General features: G+C 75.1%; 15 protein-coding genes. 7 read left to right on the top strand and 8 right to left on the bottom strand.

The window, feature by feature from the left end:
* Positions 1 to 24: 24 nt before the first annotated feature.
* Positions 25 to 1,587, bottom strand: coding sequence for an aldehyde dehydrogenase family protein (locus tag A3CO_RS0120360; protein WP_018334094.1), 1,563 nt, complete (start codon positions 1,585 to 1,587; stop codon positions 25 to 27).
* A 110-nt stretch (positions 1,588 to 1,697) separates the two neighbouring features.
* Between A3CO_RS0120360 and A3CO_RS0120355 the strand changes: the two genes are divergently transcribed.
* Both A3CO_RS0120355 and A3CO_RS33435 read left to right on the top strand, forming a co-directional pair.
* Complete coding sequence (locus A3CO_RS0120355; RefSeq protein ID WP_018334093.1) at positions 1,698 to 2,279, top strand: TetR/AcrR family transcriptional regulator; 582 nt, start codon at positions 1,698 to 1,700, stop codon at positions 2,277 to 2,279.
* Between the two features lie 71 nt (positions 2,280 to 2,350).
* On the top strand, positions 2,351 to 4,009 hold the full coding sequence (locus A3CO_RS33435) for a DHA2 family efflux MFS transporter permease subunit (RefSeq protein ID WP_084682117.1): 1,659 nt from the start codon (positions 2,351 to 2,353) through the stop codon (positions 4,007 to 4,009).
* 99 nt (positions 4,010 to 4,108) lie between these two features.
* On the opposite strand, the gene A3CO_RS0120345 is transcribed toward A3CO_RS33435, so the two are convergent.
* Positions 4,109 to 4,600 carry a GNAT family N-acetyltransferase gene (locus A3CO_RS0120345; protein WP_018334091.1) on the bottom strand — a complete coding sequence of 164 codons (492 nt, stop codon included), beginning with the start codon at positions 4,598 to 4,600 and terminating at the stop codon, positions 4,109 to 4,111.
* A 128-nt stretch (positions 4,601 to 4,728) separates the two neighbouring features.
* Between A3CO_RS0120345 and A3CO_RS33430 the strand changes: the two genes are divergently transcribed.
* The gene (locus A3CO_RS33430; protein WP_084682116.1) at positions 4,729 to 5,466 is read left to right on the top strand and encodes a vitamin K epoxide reductase family protein; all 738 of its coding nucleotides are present in this window, start codon (positions 4,729 to 4,731) and stop codon (positions 5,464 to 5,466) included.
* Positions 5,467 to 5,593: 127 nt separating this feature from the next.
* Positions 5,594 to 8,071 (top strand): heavy metal translocating P-type ATPase, encoded by a 2,478-nt coding sequence (locus tag A3CO_RS0120335; RefSeq protein WP_018334089.1) that lies wholly within the window; start codon positions 5,594 to 5,596, stop codon positions 8,069 to 8,071.
* Positions 8,072 to 8,112: 41 nt separating this feature from the next.
* Here A3CO_RS0120335 and A3CO_RS33425 read toward each other — a convergent pair whose 3' ends face one another.
* Together A3CO_RS33425 and A3CO_RS0120325 are read right to left on the bottom strand one after the other, a co-directional pair.
* Complete coding sequence (locus tag A3CO_RS33425) at positions 8,113 to 8,859, bottom strand: DsbA family protein (RefSeq protein ID WP_018334088.1); 747 nt, start codon at positions 8,857 to 8,859, stop codon at positions 8,113 to 8,115.
* A gap of 78 nt (positions 8,860 to 8,937) precedes the next feature.
* Positions 8,938 to 10,854: a cytochrome c oxidase assembly protein gene (locus A3CO_RS0120325; RefSeq protein WP_018334087.1), complete on the bottom strand. Its 1,917-nt coding sequence runs from the start codon at positions 10,852 to 10,854 to the stop codon at positions 8,938 to 8,940.
* 143 nt (positions 10,855 to 10,997) lie between these two features.
* Here A3CO_RS0120325 and A3CO_RS0120320 point away from each other — a divergent pair, with 143 nt between their 5' ends.
* A complete protein-coding gene (locus A3CO_RS0120320) occupies positions 10,998 to 11,702 on the top strand; it encodes a DUF5134 domain-containing protein (protein ID WP_018334086.1) in 705 nt (234 codons plus the stop codon).
* On the opposite strand, the gene A3CO_RS33420 is transcribed toward A3CO_RS0120320, so the two are convergent.
* Positions 11,688 to 12,506 carry a helix-turn-helix transcriptional regulator gene (locus tag A3CO_RS33420; protein WP_018334085.1) on the bottom strand — a complete coding sequence of 273 codons (819 nt, stop codon included), beginning with the start codon at positions 12,504 to 12,506 and terminating at the stop codon, positions 11,688 to 11,690. The genes A3CO_RS0120320 and A3CO_RS33420 overlap by 15 nt on opposite strands.
* Positions 12,507 to 12,573: 67 nt before the next feature.
* Between A3CO_RS33420 and A3CO_RS33415 the strand changes: the two genes are divergently transcribed.
* Positions 12,574 to 13,719, top strand: a complete 1,146-nt coding sequence (locus A3CO_RS33415) for a zinc-binding dehydrogenase (protein ID WP_084682088.1) — start codon at positions 12,574 to 12,576, stop codon at positions 13,717 to 13,719.
* Here A3CO_RS33415 and A3CO_RS33410 read toward each other — a convergent pair.
* Positions 13,680 to 14,084, bottom strand: a complete 405-nt coding sequence (locus A3CO_RS33410) for a hypothetical protein (protein WP_018334083.1) — start codon at positions 14,082 to 14,084, stop codon at positions 13,680 to 13,682. The two genes, A3CO_RS33415 and A3CO_RS33410, sit on opposite strands and share 40 nt — an antisense overlap.
* 174 nt (positions 14,085 to 14,258) lie before the next feature.
* Between A3CO_RS33410 and A3CO_RS0120300 the strand changes: the two genes are divergently transcribed.
* A complete protein-coding gene (locus tag A3CO_RS0120300) occupies positions 14,259 to 15,854 on the top strand; it encodes a CocE/NonD family hydrolase (protein ID WP_157647728.1) in 1,596 nt (531 codons plus the stop codon).
* 118 nt (positions 15,855 to 15,972) lie between these two features.
* Here the strand turns inward: A3CO_RS0120300 and A3CO_RS0120295 are convergent, their stop codons facing one another.
* On the bottom strand, positions 15,973 to 16,221 hold the full coding sequence (locus A3CO_RS0120295; RefSeq protein ID WP_018334081.1) for a hypothetical protein: 249 nt from the start codon (positions 16,219 to 16,221) through the stop codon (positions 15,973 to 15,975).
* Between the two features lie 23 nt (positions 16,222 to 16,244).
* Complete coding sequence (locus A3CO_RS0120290) at positions 16,245 to 16,571, bottom strand: DUF6247 family protein (RefSeq protein WP_018334080.1); 327 nt, start codon at positions 16,569 to 16,571, stop codon at positions 16,245 to 16,247.
* Positions 16,572 to 16,576: the final 5 nt, after the last annotated feature.

Raw genomic sequence — 16,576 nt, 5'->3', positions numbered from 1 at the left:
GCCTCATGTGCCCCTCGCGGCCGCTCAGACCTCCGGGTAGCGGCTGTAGCCCGGGAAGTTGCCGTACAGCGACTCGCCCTCCGGCCCCACGCTCACGGCGTGGACGAGCAGCTCTCCACCGACGAAGGCGCCCTTCCACGACGCGCCGCGCCCGCCGAAGGGCTCGTCCTTGTCGCCGCGGGAACGGAGCTTGTTGATCCCGACCTTGAACGCCTGCACCTGCTCGGCCATGCGGGCGGCCGCGTCGGTGTCGTCGCAGGCGATCGAGGCGACGAGTGCGCCGTTGGAGGCGTTCATCTGCGCGAGCAGCTCGGCCTCGGTGTCGACGACGGTGATCGAGTCGATCGGTCCGAACGGCTCCTCGTGCATGAGCCGTGAGGCGCCCGGCGGGGCCAGCAGGGTCACGGGGGCGTGGTAGGCCGAGGTGTCCTGCTCGGGCAGGAACTCGCCGTGCTCCACCCCCGCGCGGTGGAGCGGGATCGCGCCGTGGCGCAGCGCCTCGCGGACGGAGTCGTCGAGCTCCTTGGCCTTCGCCGCCGAGATCAGCGGGCCGAAGTCCAGGGCCGGCAGCTCGCCGTCGGGGCTCGCCAGCGGGTGGCCGAACCGGATGCCCTGCACCACGGGCAGGTAGGTGGCGAGGAAGGCGTCGACCAGCTCGCGCTGCACCACGAACCGCGGGTAGGCGGTGCAGCGCTGCTTGGCGTACTCGAAGCCCTTCTTCACCAGCCCGGCGAGGGTCTCCCAGTCGGAGAACTCCCAGATGCCGAAGGTGTTGAGCCCCTCCTGCTCGAGCATGTGCCGCTTGCCGGTGTCGGCGAGCTGGGCGGCGACCTTGCCGCCGTTGGACCGGCCGCCGACGAACGCCAGCGCCCCGATCTCGGGGGAGCGGATGAGGGCGTCGGACAGCGACGACCCGTCGCCGGAGAGCAGCGTGACCGGCAGCCCCTCCCGCGCCATGATCGCGTGGGCCACCGTCAGGCAGACGGCGCCGCCCTGGGTGGGGGTCTTCGCGACGACGGCGTTGCCCGCGAGGAGCTGCACCAGCTCCGCGTGCACGAGCACGCTCATCGGGTAGTTCCAGCTGGCGATGTTGCTGACGGGGCCCTCGAGCGGGGTCCGGGTCGCCGGCCGGCCGTCGACGTCGCGGGAGAGCATCCCCTCGATCTGCTCGACGTACCAGCGCCCGCCCTCCAGGCAGCGGTCCACGTCCGCGCACGCGGCCTGCCACGGCTTGCCGATCTCCCAGGCGAGCAGCAGGGCCAGGTCGTCGCGGACGGCCGCCATGCCCTCGATCGCCGTGGTCACGCGACGGCGCCGCTCGTCGAGGTCGACCGCGCCCCACTCCCGGTGGGCCCGCGCGGACGCCCGGACCGCGTCCCCGGCGGTCTCCGCGTCGACCTTGAGCATCGTCCCCAGCGTGGTGCCGTCGACGGGCGTGGTCTGCGACGCGGCCGTGCCCACCGCGCGCCACTCGCCGTCGACGAGGTTCGCCGGGCCGTCGTCGGTGAACGCCTCGGGCGCGGCCGCCCGGGCCCGTTCGCGGACCGTCTCCCAGCGTGCGTACTCGGGGACCGTCAGTTCCGTCATGTCGGATCCTCTCGTCGACCGGCCCCCATGGTGACCAGCGTCACGCCGTGATCGGAACCGCCCGCCGGTGCAGGGTGACGGGGACCGATCGGTCCGCTACGGTCGGGGGCATGCCTCGACCGCCCGCCCCCGGCACCCGGGAACGCATCCTGGGCACCGCCTCGCGGCTCTTCTACGCCCACGGGGTCCGCGGCGTCGGGATGAACCGGATCATCACCGAGGCCGGCACCGGCAAGAACCTGCTCTACCTGCACTTCCCCACCAAGGACGATCTCGTCGCCGCCTACCTCGAGCGGACGCGGTCGTGGCGCGCCGAGGCCGCCCGCCGCGCCCTGGAGGGGGCGGGGGAGGACCCGCGCGCGCAGCTCGTCGCGGTCGTCGCCGAGGTCGCGCGGATCGCCGACCGGCCGGATTTCCGGGGATGCGCCTTCCGCAACTACCTCGCCGAGTTCCCCGACGACGAGGCGCCCGGGCCCGCCGCGGTCGCGCGGGAGCACCTCGCGGAGTCCCGCGCGACGATCGAGCGGCTCGCCGGCGAGCTCGACGTCGCCGACCCGGCGGAGCTCGCCGAGGAGCTCTGGCTCCTCGTCGACGGGCTCTACGTCCAGGCCGCCTACCGCAGCCGCGAGGAGCGGGTGCGCGGGGCCGAGGCCGCCGTCGCCCTGGCCCGCCGGCTCGTCGGCCTCGACTGACGGGCCGGGAGCCGACCATGTCGCACGTCCGTCCGGACCGATCGGTCCGCCACCGCGACGAGAGGTCCGCGATGCCCCCGAGACCCGGCCTGGTCCTGATCGTCGCGTCGGCCGCGGCGTTCCTGTCCAGCCTCGACCTGTTCATCGTCAACATCGCCTTCCCCGACATCCGGGCCGACTTCCCCGGCACCGACCTCGGCCAGATGTCGTGGATCCTCAACGGGTACACCGTCGTCTTCGCGGCGTTCCTCGCCCTCGCCGGTCGGCTGGCCGACCGCTACGGGCACAAGCGGGTCTTCCTCGTCGGCCTCGCGGTGTTCACCGTCGCCTCCGCCGCCTGTGCCGTCGCCCCGACCGTGTGGCTCATCGTCGCGGCGCGGGCGGTGCAGGCCGTGGGCGCGGCCTTCGTCATGCCGACCTCGCTGTCGTTGCTGCTCGCGGCCTATCCGCCCGAGCGGCGGAGCCACGCGGTGGGCGCCTGGGCCTCGATCGGAGCGGTGGCCGCCGCGCTCGGGCCGCCCCTCGGCGGCCTCCTGGTCCAGGCCTCGTGGCACTGGGTGTTCCTGGTCAACGTGCCGGTGGGACTCGTCGCCCTGGTCGCCGGCCTGCGGGTGCTGCGCGAGTCCGACGTCGCCCGCACCGGCACCCCGGACCTGCTCGGGGCGCTCGCGCTCATCGTCGGGGTCGGCGCCCTGGCCTACGCGCTCGTGCGGGCCCCCGACGGCGGGTGGTCCTCGACGCCCGTCGTCGTGGGGTTCGTCGTCGCCGTGCTGGGCCTCGTGGCGGTCGTGGTCCGCTCGCGGCGGCACCCGGTGCCCGCGCTCGACCTCGCCATGGTCCGCGTCCCCGCCGTCGGGCTCGGGGCGCTGACGATGATCGCGTTCACCACCGCCTTCGCCGGGATGCTCGTGGTCAACGTGCTCTACCTGACCGGGACGTGGGGCTGGTCGGCGCCGCTCGCGGGGATCGCGCTGAGCCCGGGGCCCGCCGTCGTCGTGGTGGTCTCGCGGCTGGCCGGGCACCTGTCGGCGCGGATCGGGATCGGGGCGACGGCGGCGCTCGGGGCGCTGTCGTTCGCCTGCGGCCCGCTGTGGTGGTTGTGGCACCTCGGTCTCACGCCCGACTACGCCGCCGGGATGCTGCCCGGCCAGCTGCTGACCGGGCTCGGCGTCGGGCTGATCCTGCCGACCCTGTCGTCGGTCGTGGGCTCGGCGCTGCCCGCGGCGCAGTGGGGCTCGGGGTCGTCGCTGATCAACACGGCGCGGCAGGTCGGGTCGGTGCTCGGCGTCGCGCTGCTCGTGTCGGTCATCGGGGTGCACACGACGGGGCTGCCGTCGGAGTTCGGGTCCGTCCGCGCGGGGTGGTGGCTGCTCGTCGCCGCCGGGGCGGTCGCGGTGGTGCTGGGCCTCGTCCTGGCGACGGTCACGCGCCGACCCGTGCCGGCTCCTCCTCCTGACGGCGGGAGCGGTCCGGCCGTGCGGGGGATCGTGCGGGATGCGGGAGGACAGCCGGTCGCCGGAGCCGTCACCACCGTCATCGACGACACGGGGGCCCAGCTCGCCCGGGCGGTGACCGACGAGGAGGGCCGGTTCTCGGCGCTGCTGGGGGCGCCGCACGAGCACGTCCTCGTGCTGGTGGCCGAGCCCGCGCACCGACCGTCGGTCCAACGCGTCGTGGTGGGCCGGGCGGCGGACGTCGCGCTGGCCCGTCGCGACCCCGCCCTCGCCTGAGCCCCGTGTCCCGCACGGTCGTACCCATGATCACGTCGAGTGGTGCGTCAGTGCTGCCGGTGCACCCCGACGACAGCACTGGCGGACCACTCGACGTGATCACGGCGGCGGCGTGAGGGACCGGCGCAGCCGCGACTCCCGGACGGTCGGGTCGCTCGGCAGCGGTCCCCGCTCCCCGGTGGGCCGGAACCCGAGCCGGTCGTAGAAGCGGCGGGCACGGTCGTTCCCGTCGACGACCCACAGGGCGAGCGCGCGTGCGCCGTCCTCCCGGGCCCACCCGACGACGGCGTCGACCAGCCGCCAGGCCGTCCCGTCCCCGCGGTGCGCCGGCTCCACCCACATCCCGACGAGGTGGCGGGCGTCCGGCTCGTCCGGGTCGTCGATCCCGACCGCCACCCCCACGATCCCCTCGGCCGTCCCGGCGAGGAACCAGGCGCCCGTCGTGACCCGCTCGCGCCACCCGGCGTCGGGAAGGGCCGCCTCGCGGGCGAGGGTGGAGGCGAAGGCGCCCGGGGACTCCGCGAGCGCCCGCAGCCGGACGTCGCGGACGGCCGCGGCGTCGGCGAGGACGGCGCGCCGGATCCCGATCACACGGGTCATCCTGCGGGAGGCGGCCGCGTTCACCGACGCCGGACACGTCAGGATGAGGATGGGAACTCCCACGGCCCGCCGGACGACCGGAGGAGTCGGCGGCATCGTGTGAGGTGGAGGAGACGAGCATGGCCGAGCACGGCAGGCACCGCGGGAGCACCGCGACGGCGGACCCCGCGCCGACAGCGGGGCCCGCGGACCCGACCGCACCTCTCGCGAGCACCACCCCGCCCGCGCCGGTGGACGACGTCGAGGTCGACGACGGCGACGATGACGACGGCGCGGGCCCGGTCCGGGGAACCGGCTGGGTGCTGCTGGTCGGCGGGATCGTGGGCGCGGTCGTGTCGCTCGTGCTGCTGATCGAGAAGCTCGACCTGCTCGCGAACCCCGACTACATCCCGAGCTGCTCGATCGACCCCGTGCTCTCGTGCGGGACGATCATGAAGACCTGGCAGGCGTCCCTCGCGGGGTTCCCGAACCCGGTGTTCGGGCTGCTGACGTTCCCGCTCGTGATCGTCTCGGGCGCGCTCGTACTGTCGAAGGTGGAGCTGCCGCGCTGGTACTGGCAGGCGCTGCAGGTCGGCGCCCTCGCCGGCGTCGCGTTCGTGCACTGGCTGATCGCGCAGTCGCTGCTCGTCATCCACGCGCTGTGCCCGTACTGCATGGTGGCCTGGGTCGCGGTGCTCGCGATCTTCTGGTTCACGACGATGCACAACCTGCGCGAGGGCAACCTCGGCGGCGACCCGAGCGGCCCGACGCTCGTCCGCCGCCACGGGTGGGGCCTCGCGGCCTGGTACCTGCTGATCGTGGTGGCCGTCGTCGCGAGCTTCCCGGCGTACTTCGGCGCCATGGTCGGACTCGCCTGAGAGCTGCTGCTCCGTCCGGAGGAGCGCGCCGACCGCTCGTCGTCGGCCGTCCTCCGGTGATCGCCCGTCGCCGGGCGGGGGCTCAGGCTCCGGCCTTCCCGACGACGGGTCTGCCTAATTTCCCCGCGTGACCGTCACCGACAGCCCCGTCGTCACCGAGCTCGCCGTCACCGGCATGACGTGTGGTGCATGCGTGGCGCGGATCGAGCGCCGGCTGGGCAAGCTCCCCGGTGTCGAGGCGCAGGTCAACCTGGCCACCGGCCGGGCGCGGGTGACGCATCCGGGCGACGTGGACGTGCTCGTCCGCACGGTCGAGAAGCTGGGGTTCGGCGCGTCGGTGGTGGGCGCCGCCCCCGCCCCGTCGACCGCCCAGTCGACGGCCCCCACCCCGTCGACCGCCCCCGCTCCGTCGACCGAAGGGCACCTTCGCTCGACAGAGCCGACGGTGGGCGCCCCTCGCCAGTCGGCCCCTGTCGGCGCCGACCCGACCGAAGGGACCCTCCGCTCGATAGACCCGACCGACGGTGCCCTTCGGTCAACCGGGGAAACCGGCTCCGACCCGGTCGACCACGACCCCGAGGTCGCCGACCTCAAGCAGCGCGCGCTCGTGTGCCTGGCGTTGTCGGTCCCGGTCGTCGCGGTCGCGATGAACTACGCCTGGCAGTTCCGGTACTGGCAGTGGTTCTCGCTCGTGCTGGCCGCGCCGGTCGTGTTCTGGGGCGGCTGGCGGTTCCACCGGGCGGCGGCGAAGCACCTGCGGCACGGGTCGTTGACGATGGACACGCTCGTGTCGGTCGGCGTGCTCGCGGCGTTCGGCTGGTCGGTGTACACGCTGTTCCTCGGCGACGCCGGGCTCGGCGGCGTGCGGCACCGCATCTCGATCGTCCCCGGCCCCGACCCCTTCGGTGGCACGCGCACGATCTACCTGGAGACGGCGGTCGCGATCGTCACCGCCGTGCTCCTCGGCCGGTGGATCGAGCTACGGGGCCGCCGCCAGGCCCTGGCCGAGGGTGGGGCCGGCGTCGACGAGCACGCCACCCCCGACGCCCGACTGCTGGTGGGGGAGCGGGCGCTGCGGGTGCCGGTCGGCACCGTCGCGACCGGTGACCACGTCGCCGTGCTGCCCGGGGAGACGGTGCCGGTCGACGGGGTCGTCGCGCACGGGACCGCCACCCTCGACGTCGCCGCGATGACCGGCGAGTCGGTGCCGGTCGACGCCGGGCCGGGCACGCGGGTGCTCGCGGGCACGGTCGTCGTCACCGGTCGGGTCGCCGTGCGCGCCACGGGCGTCGGCGAGGACACCCAGTGGGCGCGCCTCACCCGTCGCGTGCAGGACGCGCAGCTCGGCAAGGCCTCGGTGCAGCGCCTGGCTGACTCGATCGCCGGCCGCTTCGTGCCCGTCGTCATGGTCCTGGCGCTCTACACCCTCGGCTTCTGGTGGTTCGCCGACGCCGACCCGTCCTTCGCGGTCGCCGCCGCCATGGCCGTCCTCGTCGTTGCCTGCCCGTGCGCGCTCGGCCTCGCCACCCCGACCGCCCTCGCCGTCGCCTCCGGTCGCGGCCGCCGGCTCGGCATCCTGCTGCGCGGCCCGCAGGTCCTCGAGACCACGCGGCGGATCGACACCGTCGTCCTCGACAAGACCGGCACCGTCACCACCGGCCGCATGTCGCTCCGCTCCGCCTTCCTGACGGCGGGTGTCGCCGCCGCCGACGTCTGGCGCCGGGTCGCGGCGCTCGAGGCGGAGGTCGACCACCCCGTGGCCCGCGCGCTGGTCGAGGCGGCGGCGGCCGACTCCTGTGGCAGCGCGTCGTCGCTGTCGTCCAGTGGCAGGAACGCCACACCGTCGAACGACGTCGAGGTGCTCGACGGCCTCGGGGTGCGCGGCACGGTGGACGGCACTCCCGCCGTGATCGGTCGCCGCCGCCTCGTCGGGGACCTCCCCGCCGACCTCGAGGCCGCGTTCACCGACGCCGAGGCCACGGGCGCGACCGCGGTCGTCCTCGCCTGGGCCGACGCCCCGGACGCGGAGCCGATCCCGCGCGCCGTCCTCGTCGTCGGCGACACCGTCCGCGAGACCTCCGCCGAGGCGATCACGCGGATGCGGGCCCTGGCGCTGCGGCCGATGCTGCTCACCGGCGACAACCCGGCCGCCGCGCACGCCGTCGCCCGCGAGGTCGGCATCGCGCCCGAGGACGTCGTCGCCGGGGTGCTGCCGACGGAGAAGGCCGACGTCGTCGACCGGCTCCGCGCGGAGGGGCGGACCGTCGCGATGGTCGGCGACGGGGTCAACGACGCCGCCGCCCTCGCCCGCGCCGACCTCGGCCTCGCGATGGGCACCGGCTCGGCGCTCGCCGTCGACGCCGGGGACCTCACGCTGGTCGGGGACGACCTCCGTGCCGTCACCGACGCCCTCCGGCTCGCGCGCCGCACCCTGGCGACGATCCGCGGCAACCTCTTCTGGGCGTTCGCCTACAACGTCGCCGCACTCCCGCTCGCGGTGTTCGGGCTGCTCAACCCGATGATCGCCGGCGCGGCGATGGGGCTGTCGAGCGTCTTCGTGGTCGGGAACAGCCTGCGGCTGAAGCGCTTCGCTCGTGAGCACTAACTGGGGCTATAGCCCCGATTAGTGCTCACGAGCGGAGCACCTTAAAGCGGCGGCGCGATCACGTCGAGGCGCGCGTCCCCGGCCTCCAGCATCTTCCCGTCGAGCACGAGGGTGGGGGTGCCGAAGCTGCCGGTCTGCTGGTGGCGCAGGGCCGGGTCCTTCGCGGCCGCCGCGAAGTTCGCGGCGATCACCGGGGCGTACTTCCCGCTGCGGACGCAGTCGGCGTAGCCCGGGCCCGCCCCGAGCCGTGTGCCGAGGTCGACGAGCTGGTCGGCGGTGTACGCCGTGCCGCCCTCGTCGGGCTGGGCGGTGTAGAGGCTGACGTGCAGGTCGGGGAAGATCCCGTTCTCGGCGCCGCAGAGCATCGCGTTGCCGCCGAGCGTGGAGTAGCCCTCGGGCTCCGAGCGCTGCTCGAGCAGGTTCACCAGGTGGTAGCGGACCCGCAGCTTCCCCTCGGCGACCACCTTGGCGATGCGCGCGCCGCCCCGGGCCTCGAACGACTGGCACGCCGGGCAGAGCGCGTCCTCCCACACGTCGAGCGTGTGGCTCGCCGAGCGCCCGGCGACCACCACACCGCTGTCCACCGTGGTGGCGAACGGCGTGCCCGCGCGGGAGATCGGGATCGAGCCGGCCGGGGTGGACGGGTCCGCCGCGCCGGTCGCCGCGGTGTGCTGCGTCAGCACCACCCCGCCGATCACCACGGCCAGCACCGCCACCACCACGATCCCGACGATCATCGGCGCCCGTGACCGCCGCCGCCGCTCCTCGACCCCCGCGCGCTCGCTCATACGCGCGACAACGACCGGGTGCTCCGGGCGCCGAAGGCCTCCCGTCGGGGTCTCCGACGCGCGGTCGGGCCGCTGCGGTCAGCGGCGGCTGCGGGCGAGATCGGCGAGCATCGCGTTGTAGGCGGAGAGCTCGGCACCGCCGTCCCGGTCGGCGCGCCGGTCGTGCCGCTCGCCCTCGACCTTGTCGTGGCGCGACCACTGCACCAGCAGCGCGACGATCACGACGACGAGCGGTACCTCGCCGGCCGCCCACGCGATGCCGCCGCCGAGGGACTGGTCGCGGAGCAGGTCGGTGACCCACGGCAGCGACAGGTCGGCGTAGAACCGCTGCCCGATCACGGTGTCGGCGCCGAGCAGCGCCACCCCGAAGAAGGCGTGGAACGGCATCGAGGCCAGCAGGAGGGCCAGCCGCGCGACGTGCGGGAGCGGCCGCGGCGAGTGGTCGACCCCGATGATCGGCCAGAAGAACAGGTAGCCGGTGGCCATGAAGTGCAGGTACATCAGCTGGTGCGCCCAGTGGTACGGCAGCGCGGCGGCGTAGATCGGCGAGAAGTACAGCGCGTAGAACGAGCCGACGAACACCACCAGCGAAACGACCGGGTGGGTCAGGAACCGTGACACCGGCGAGCCGATCAGCGAGAGCAGCCAGTCCCGCGGGCCGCTCGGGTCCTCGCCCGAGGGCAGGGCCCGCAGCGCCAGCGTGACCGGCCCGCCCAGCACCAGCAGGATCGGCACGAGCATCGAGAGCAGCATGTGCGTCCCCATGTGCACGCTGAACATCGCCATGGCGTACTCGCCGAAGCCGCTCGACGTCGTCCACACGAGCAGGACGCAGCCGCCCAGCCACGCGGCCGTGCGCCCGGGCGGCCACGCGTCGCCGCGGCGCCGGAGCCGCAGCACGCCGGCGAGGTAGAGCCCGGCCAGGGCCAGCGCCAGGACGTCGAGCAGCACGCTGAAACGGCCCGGCGCGAGCAGGGTAAGCACCGTGGGCGGGCCCGGCAGCTCGAACCCGAGCAGCGTCTCCTGCGCGCTCGCCGGGCGCAGCAGACCGGGCGGCAGGCCCGCCGCGAGCAGGCCGTTGACGGCCGTGGCGGCCGCCACTGCACCTGCCGTCGGGAGGAGCAGCCCGCGCAGGTGCAGCAGGAACGCGACGAGCACCAGCGCGAGCTGGGTGAGCGCGAGGGCGCCGTAGAGGGTGGCCCAGCCGTCGCGCACGAGGTAGACCGCGACGATCGCGAGCCCCGCGAGGGCGACCGGCCCGCACACGTGGCCGACGCGGCGGGCCCGGCGGCGCACGACGTCGACGTGCGGGCGGCCGGCGGCCACGTGCGCGCCCGCGGTGGCGGTGACCCCGAGCCACGCCGCGAGGGCGAGGGCGGCGAGGACGGCCGCGTCGGTGGCGATGTCGTGGCCCCCGCCGACGCTCGCGACCACCCCGGTGGCCACCGGGGCCACGACGGCGAGCGCCGCGGGCGCGAGCGCGCCGACCGCGGTGCGCCAGGAGAAGGTGACCCGGCACATCACCGCGACGACGGCGGCGGCGACGGCGCTGACCAGGAACCCGGCCGGCTCCTCGAGGGCACCCAGGGACGCGAGGAAGGCGCCGGGCAGCGACAGGACCCGTGCGCTGCCCCCGGTACCGACGATCACGGCGAGCACGACGAGGCCCGAGGCCGCCACGGCCCACAGCGCGGCGACGAGCCCCACCCGGCGGACCGCGACGAACGCGTGGGGCGAGAGCCGACCGTCGCCCTTGTCGCCGGGACCGCGGCCGGGCAGCACCCCGACGGCCGCGACGAGCCCACCGAGGGTGAACCCGGCGGCGAGGGCGACGACCATCCGCACCAGCGGGGTCGCGATCCGCAGCCCCTCGTCCGGCGTCGAGACCCCGAGGGCCCGGAACGGCGCCTCCCCGACGCCGCGGACGGTGAGCACCACCGCGACGACGGCGAGGACGAATCCCACCCCCGTCGTCAGGAACCGACGCGCCACCACCGGCGACCTCCTCGTACGACAGACTGTCGTATCAGTGTCCACCAGCGCACGGGGCTTCACAGCGCGGCCTGCCCGCCGGGAAGCTGAGAGCACCTGAACGCCTCGTACGGTCATGGGGACACGACCCGCAGGGAGGACCCGCCGTGGTGGAAGGTTGGACGGGCATCGCGATCGCGACGCTCTTCGTCCTGACGACGGCGCTGTGCGGGCTCTCGCTCGGCGCCCACGGCGTGCGGCGCAGCGGCCGGCTCGCGCTGGCCGAGGCGAACCACGTCGCGATGGGCGTGGCGATGATCGTGATGGCGGCCCCGACGACGGCGGGGCTCGTCCCGCCGGCGATCGGCGTGGTCGTGTTCGGCGTGGCCGCCGCTGGCTGGCTCGGCGTGCTGCTGACCTCGCGCCTGCTCGACGAGCCGCTCGGGTCGATCATCGGGCGCGACCGCTGCACCGGGCACCCGGTGCACCTGCTGCTGGTGAACGCGGCGATGGTCGCGATGTACGTGGCGATGCTGCCGGGCGGTGCGCACGCGCACGACCACGCGCACGAGATGCCGGCGATGACCGGCATGGTCCACCCGGCGCCGGCGCCGGGGATCACGCCGCTGCAGGTGGTGGCGGCGCTGCTCGCGCTCTACCTGGTCGGCCACGCGGTCGCGACGGCGGTGGTGGTCACCCGCCGCGCCCGGCCGGAGCCCGCGCCGTGCCACGAGGAGCCGGCTGCGCCCCTCGACGGCGGCGTCGCCGTCGCGGCCCGCCCGGTCCGGCTCCTCGCGCACGGCCGCGTGCAGCTCGTCGGCCAGGCCGGCATGGGGCTGGCGATGGCCGCGATGCTGCTAGTCGGCGTCTGAGAGGCCGTCCGAGGGGCCCTCGGAGGGGCCGTAGACCACCAGGGTCAGGTCCGGGCGCTCCGCGGGGTGCAGGGCGGTGTGGGTCAGGGTGACCACGGTGCCGTCGGGCCGGCGGAGGCGCTTGCGGCCCGACCGGTCGTCGCGCACGTCCTGGCGTGACCACCAGCGCGCCGCCTCGGACGAGGTCTCCCGCAGCTGCGTGACGACCTCGGCGATCCGTCCGTCGTCGGGATGGCGGGCGCTCGCGGCGCGCAGGCGGGCGAGGATCCCCAGCGCGACCTCCTCGCGGTCGACGAGCACCTCGTCGGCCGCCGGGGCGGTGAACACCCACAGTGCGACGTTCGGGGCGATGCCCCGGAACACCGTCCGGGCGGCCGCGTTGGCGGCGAGCACGTCGAAGCTCGCCGCCGTGACGTAGGCCGGCCGGGGGTCGAGCGCGTCGACGAGGTCGGCCAGGGCCGCGTCGACGCCCGGTCCGGCGGACGGGCCGTCCGGGGCGATGCCTGCGAGCCGGAACATGTGGTCGCGCTCGTCGTCGGTCAGGCCGAGCGTGCCGGAGATCGCCCCGAGGACCTGGGCGGAGGGCCGCACCGGGCGGCCCTGCTCGAGGAACGTGTACCAGCTGGTGCTCACGCCCGAGACCAGCGCGACCTCCTCGCGCCGCAGCCCCGGTGTGCGGCGCCGTCCGCCCGCGGGGAGCCCGACGTCGTCGGGGGTGCGGCGTTCCCGACGGTGGCGCAGGAAGGCGCCGAGATCGAGGGAGGCGGGGCGCAGCGGAGCCCGACCGTCGGGGACAGCGGTCACGGGTACCTCCGGTACCAGGATGAGCAGCGGCTGGATACCAGGCTGGACGCGACGAAGAGTACGTCCCATGCGTGCATGGATGCTCGACGGACCCGGTGCCCCCCTCCGCGTGGCCGAGCTCGACGACCCCCGTCCCCGCACGGGCGGGGTGGTGCTCGAGATGCTCGCCGTCCACGTCCCCGCCTACACCGACGTCGTCGCGCAGGCCGGGCCGCGGGGCGGGGTGCCGACCCCCCTGGTCCTCGGCGTCGGCGGGCTCGGCCGGGTGCTGGCGGTGGGGGAGGACGTCTTCGGGATCGCGGTCGGGGAGGTGGTGGCGCACATCGGCCTGCTCACCTCCGACGACGTGGTGGCCCCGGAGGACTTCCTCACGGGCTGGACGGGGATCGGCGGCCGGGGCGAGCGGACCCCGACGATCGCCGCGATGCAGCAGCGCTGGCGCGACGGGACCTTCGCCGAGCGGGTCCACGCCCCCGCCGGCGCGGTCGTCCGGCTACCCGGGGCGACCGGGGCCCCGCACGAGGCACTGCTCGGCTGGTTCGCGATCGCCGCGGAGGCGCTCGACCGGGCCGGCCTGACGGCGGGTCACGAGGTCGCCGTGCTGGGCGCCACCGGACAGCTCGGGACGGTGGGCGTGCACCTGGCCCTCGCGCGGGGTGCGTCGCGGGTGGTCGCCGTCGGTCGGAACCCGGCGCAGCTGGAGCGGTTGGCGGCGCTGGACCCCCGGGTGCGCCCGGTGCCGCTCGTGGACCGCGAGGTGACGGCCGCGGCGATCGGCGAGGTCGACGTGGTGCTCGACGCGCTCGGCCCGACCCCGAGTGCGGAGCCGACCCTGGCCGGGCTGGACGCGGTGCGGCCCGGGGGAGTGATCGTGCTGGTCGGCGGGGTGCGGCAGGACCTTGTCATCCCGTACGGCGTGATCATGCGTCGCCGGCTGCGCCTGCTCGGGTCGTGGATGTTCCGGCGCGAGACCCTGCTCCGCGTCTGGCGGCAGGCGGCGGCCGGCGTCCTCGACCTGCGGGCCGTGCCGCTGCACACCGTGGGGCTCGACGACCCGGCCGCGGCCCTGGAACTCGCGGCGACGACCGGGGGGTCGGGCTTCGTCGTCCTGGTGCCCGGAGGGGCGGCCACGCGGGCGTCGGACCGGAGGCAGGCCCGGGGTGGACCGGACCGTCAGCCCGACGCCGACGGTTCCGTCGCGGGCCTCGGCTGAGGCCGGAGCGCTCGTGCGCTGACCAGGTGCGCGATTCCCAGGAGCAGTGGTGCGGTCGTCATCGCCGGGTCGCGTCGACCGATCCCGAGGACCGAGTCGCCGAGCTGGACCGTCCCGGCCGCGATCAGCAGCTGGGGAACCGACCGTCCGGTCGCGAGGCCGGCCACCAGGGGCGCGCAGATCGCCCACGTGCGGATCCCCGAGGCTGCCGCCCAGAAGCGCGTTCTCGCACCGACCGGCTCCTGCTCGTCGGGCAGGGCGACGTCGGGTCGGAGCGCGCCGGCGGCGGCGAAGGCGGACGAGCCGACCGCTCCGGCGACGTTGGCGACGACGAGCGCACGACGGGCGGCAGGGCTGAGGGGCACGACCGCCAACCTAGGGCCGGCGGCCGGGACGCACGGTGAATCCGACCCGTCGTCAGGACGAGGGCAGCCGGACTCCGACGGGGTCCGGACCCGACTCGCCGGCTGCGCATGATCGCACTCCGACGCACACTTCTGTGCGTCAGCTGCGAGCTGTCGACCGGCTACGGTCTGGCCGTGAGCCTCGTGATCGACACCGGCGTCGAGATGACCACCCGCGACGGCGTGGTGCTCGTCGCCGACGTCTACCGGCCCGACGCCGACGGTGCGTGGCCGACCCTGCTGCACCGCACGCCCTACGACCGGACCGACCCCACGCTCGTGAGCGCCATCGTCGCCGACCCGCTGTGGCTCGCCCGGCAGGGCTTCGCCGTCGTGGTGCAGGACGTCCGCGGCCGGTTCGCCTCGGGCGGCGAGACCGACTTCGCCGTCCAGGAGGTCGACGACGGGTACGACGCCGTCGAGTGGGCCGCCGCGCAGCCGTGGAGCACCGGCGACGTCGGGATCTACGGCTCGTCCTACCACGCGATCGCGGCCCTCAACGCCGTCGCGGCGCGCCCGCCCCACCTGCGGGCGGCGCTCGCGATGATCGGCGGCGCGGACATGGCGGCCACGAGCTGGCCCGGCGGCACGTTCGAGCTCGGCTTCCTGGCCCTCTATTCCCTCGGTCAGACCGTCGACACGCTGCGCCGGACGGGCCGGCTCGACCGGCTCGCGGACGTCCAGCGCGCCGCGGCCGACCCGCTCGGCACCGTGTCGACGCTGCCGCTCACCGCGATCGAGGTCCTCGACGACCCGACGGTCGCGCCCGCCTGGCACGAGCGTCTCGGCCACGCCCCCGACGACCCGTGGTGGCACCGGCACCCCAACGTCCACCACGACCCGTCCCTGGTCGGGGTGCCGCTGCTGCAGGTCGCGGCCTACCGCGACTTCCTCTCCCCGCCGATGTTCCGGCTCGCGGAGCAGCTGGGGGAGCCGCACCGGTTCGTCGCCGGTCCCTGGGCGCACGGCGGCGTCTACACCGGCCACACCGGCGCGCGGGTGCTGCCCGACACCGCGGGCGGGGTCGGGGCGTGGGGCCCGCTGATCGCGGCGTGGTTCGACCGGCACCTGCGCGGCGGCGAGGGCCGGCACGGGTTCCTCACAGACGACCCGGTGCACTACTACCTCGGCGGCGAGAACCGGTGGACGAGCGCGGCGAGCTGGCCGCCCCCGTCGTCGGGAACGCGCCTGTCCCTCCTCGAGGAGCCGGCGCGTATCCGTGCCGATCCCCGTCATCCCGTCCCGACCACGGGTGGGGCGATGTCCGCGCCGCCGCTCGGCCCGGACGGCATCCAGGACCAGCGCGGGCTCGACGGCCGCGACGACGTGCTCGTGCTGGTCACCGAGCCGCTGACGGAGGCCCTGACCGTGGTCGGCCGGCCGCGGCTCGAGCTGGAGTTCTCGACGACGGGCGTGGACGCGGACGTGTGCGTGACCCTCGTCGACGTCGAGCCGGACGGCTACGCGCTGCCCGTCGCGGAGGGTGCGGCGCGCCTGCGGGTGTTCCAGGGTCGGCTCGTGTCACCGGACGAACGGGTCGCGGTCACCGTGGCGCTGCACGACACCGCGCACGTGTTCCGGGTCGGCCACCGGCTCCGGGTGCAGATCGCGGGCTCGTCGTTCCCGCGGCGCAGCCGGAACCTGCACACCGCGACCGCGCCGGAGCACGGGACGCTCGAGGAGGCCGTCGTCGCGACGCACACGGTGCACGCGGCGACGCTGGTGCTCTGACCACGCTGCTCGCCGACGGCGGCTCCGAGGAGAAGTGGCCCTACCTCGCGTAGCTGACGCGGCGTCGCCCGAGGCGCACGTGCCGTGCGGCACCGACGAGGCGGTCGCTCGGTGCCCGCTAGAAGATCGTGAGCTGGAGCAGATCGACTCTGCGGTCCCGCTCGATGACACCGAACACCAGGAGAATTCGGCCGCCGGCGGTATCGGCGCTCCGGAGGCCGTCCGGATTCAGCGCCCGCAGTGGCCGACCGACCGTCCGGGGCGAGACCTCGAGAGCGGCCCGTAGCTCGGCGTAGTGGTCGAGCAGCTCCCGAGGCATCGTGGCGACGGCAGCTGTGACCGCATCGTCGTCGTAGATCGTGTACACGTGGCCCGGACGGGAGGGAGCGGTCAGATGCCAGCCTTGGCGCGGGTGACGGCCAGGGGTTCGTCCTCGGGCGAAGGCCGGCCGGTGGCCCGCTCGGCCGCGTAGCGGACCGTGCGGCGGAAGCCTGCCGGGTCGGTCTGCAGGACCGCGATGCGGCGCCACTCCTCGATCGTCTCGTGAACAGCGGCGAGGTCGAGCTCATCACGAGCGCGGTCGAGGGCGGTCGCGTACTCCTCGAGGAAGCGAGCTCGGTCCTCGTCGGTTGCCAGCCACGCCCGGATGGTGGCAGGGGTTGCGCCGGGCAACAGCGGGTGCGGTGAATCCTCGCGGGAGCTCGACGGGGTGCTCACAGGAC

This window comes from Actinomycetospora chiangmaiensis DSM 45062 (genome assembly GCF_000379625.1).
In the GTDB taxonomy this organism is placed as follows: Bacteria; Actinomycetota; Actinomycetes; order Mycobacteriales; family Pseudonocardiaceae; genus Actinomycetospora; species Actinomycetospora chiangmaiensis.
This window is presented reverse-complemented; position numbering and strand designations above follow the sequence as displayed.

Bases quoted from the DNA above. Each gene is read 5' to 3' on its own strand.
- A3CO_RS0120360 (WP_018334094.1), bottom strand. From the start codon at position 1,587: ATGACGGAACTGACGGTCCCCGAGTACGCACGCTGGGAGACGGTCCGC.
- A3CO_RS0120355 (WP_018334093.1), top strand. From the start codon at position 1,698: ATGCCTCGACCGCCCGCCCCCGGCACCCGGGAACGCATCCTGGGCACC.
- A3CO_RS33435 (WP_084682117.1), top strand. From the start codon at position 2,351: ATGCCCCCGAGACCCGGCCTGGTCCTGATCGTCGCGTCGGCCGCGGCG.
- A3CO_RS33430 (WP_084682116.1), top strand. From the start codon at position 4,729: ATGGCCGAGCACGGCAGGCACCGCGGGAGCACCGCGACGGCGGACCCC.
- A3CO_RS33425 (WP_018334088.1), bottom strand. From the start codon at position 8,859: ATGAGCGAGCGCGCGGGGGTCGAGGAGCGGCGGCGGCGGTCACGGGCG.
- A3CO_RS33415 (WP_084682088.1), top strand. From the start codon at position 12,574: ATGCGTGCATGGATGCTCGACGGACCCGGTGCCCCCCTCCGCGTGGCC.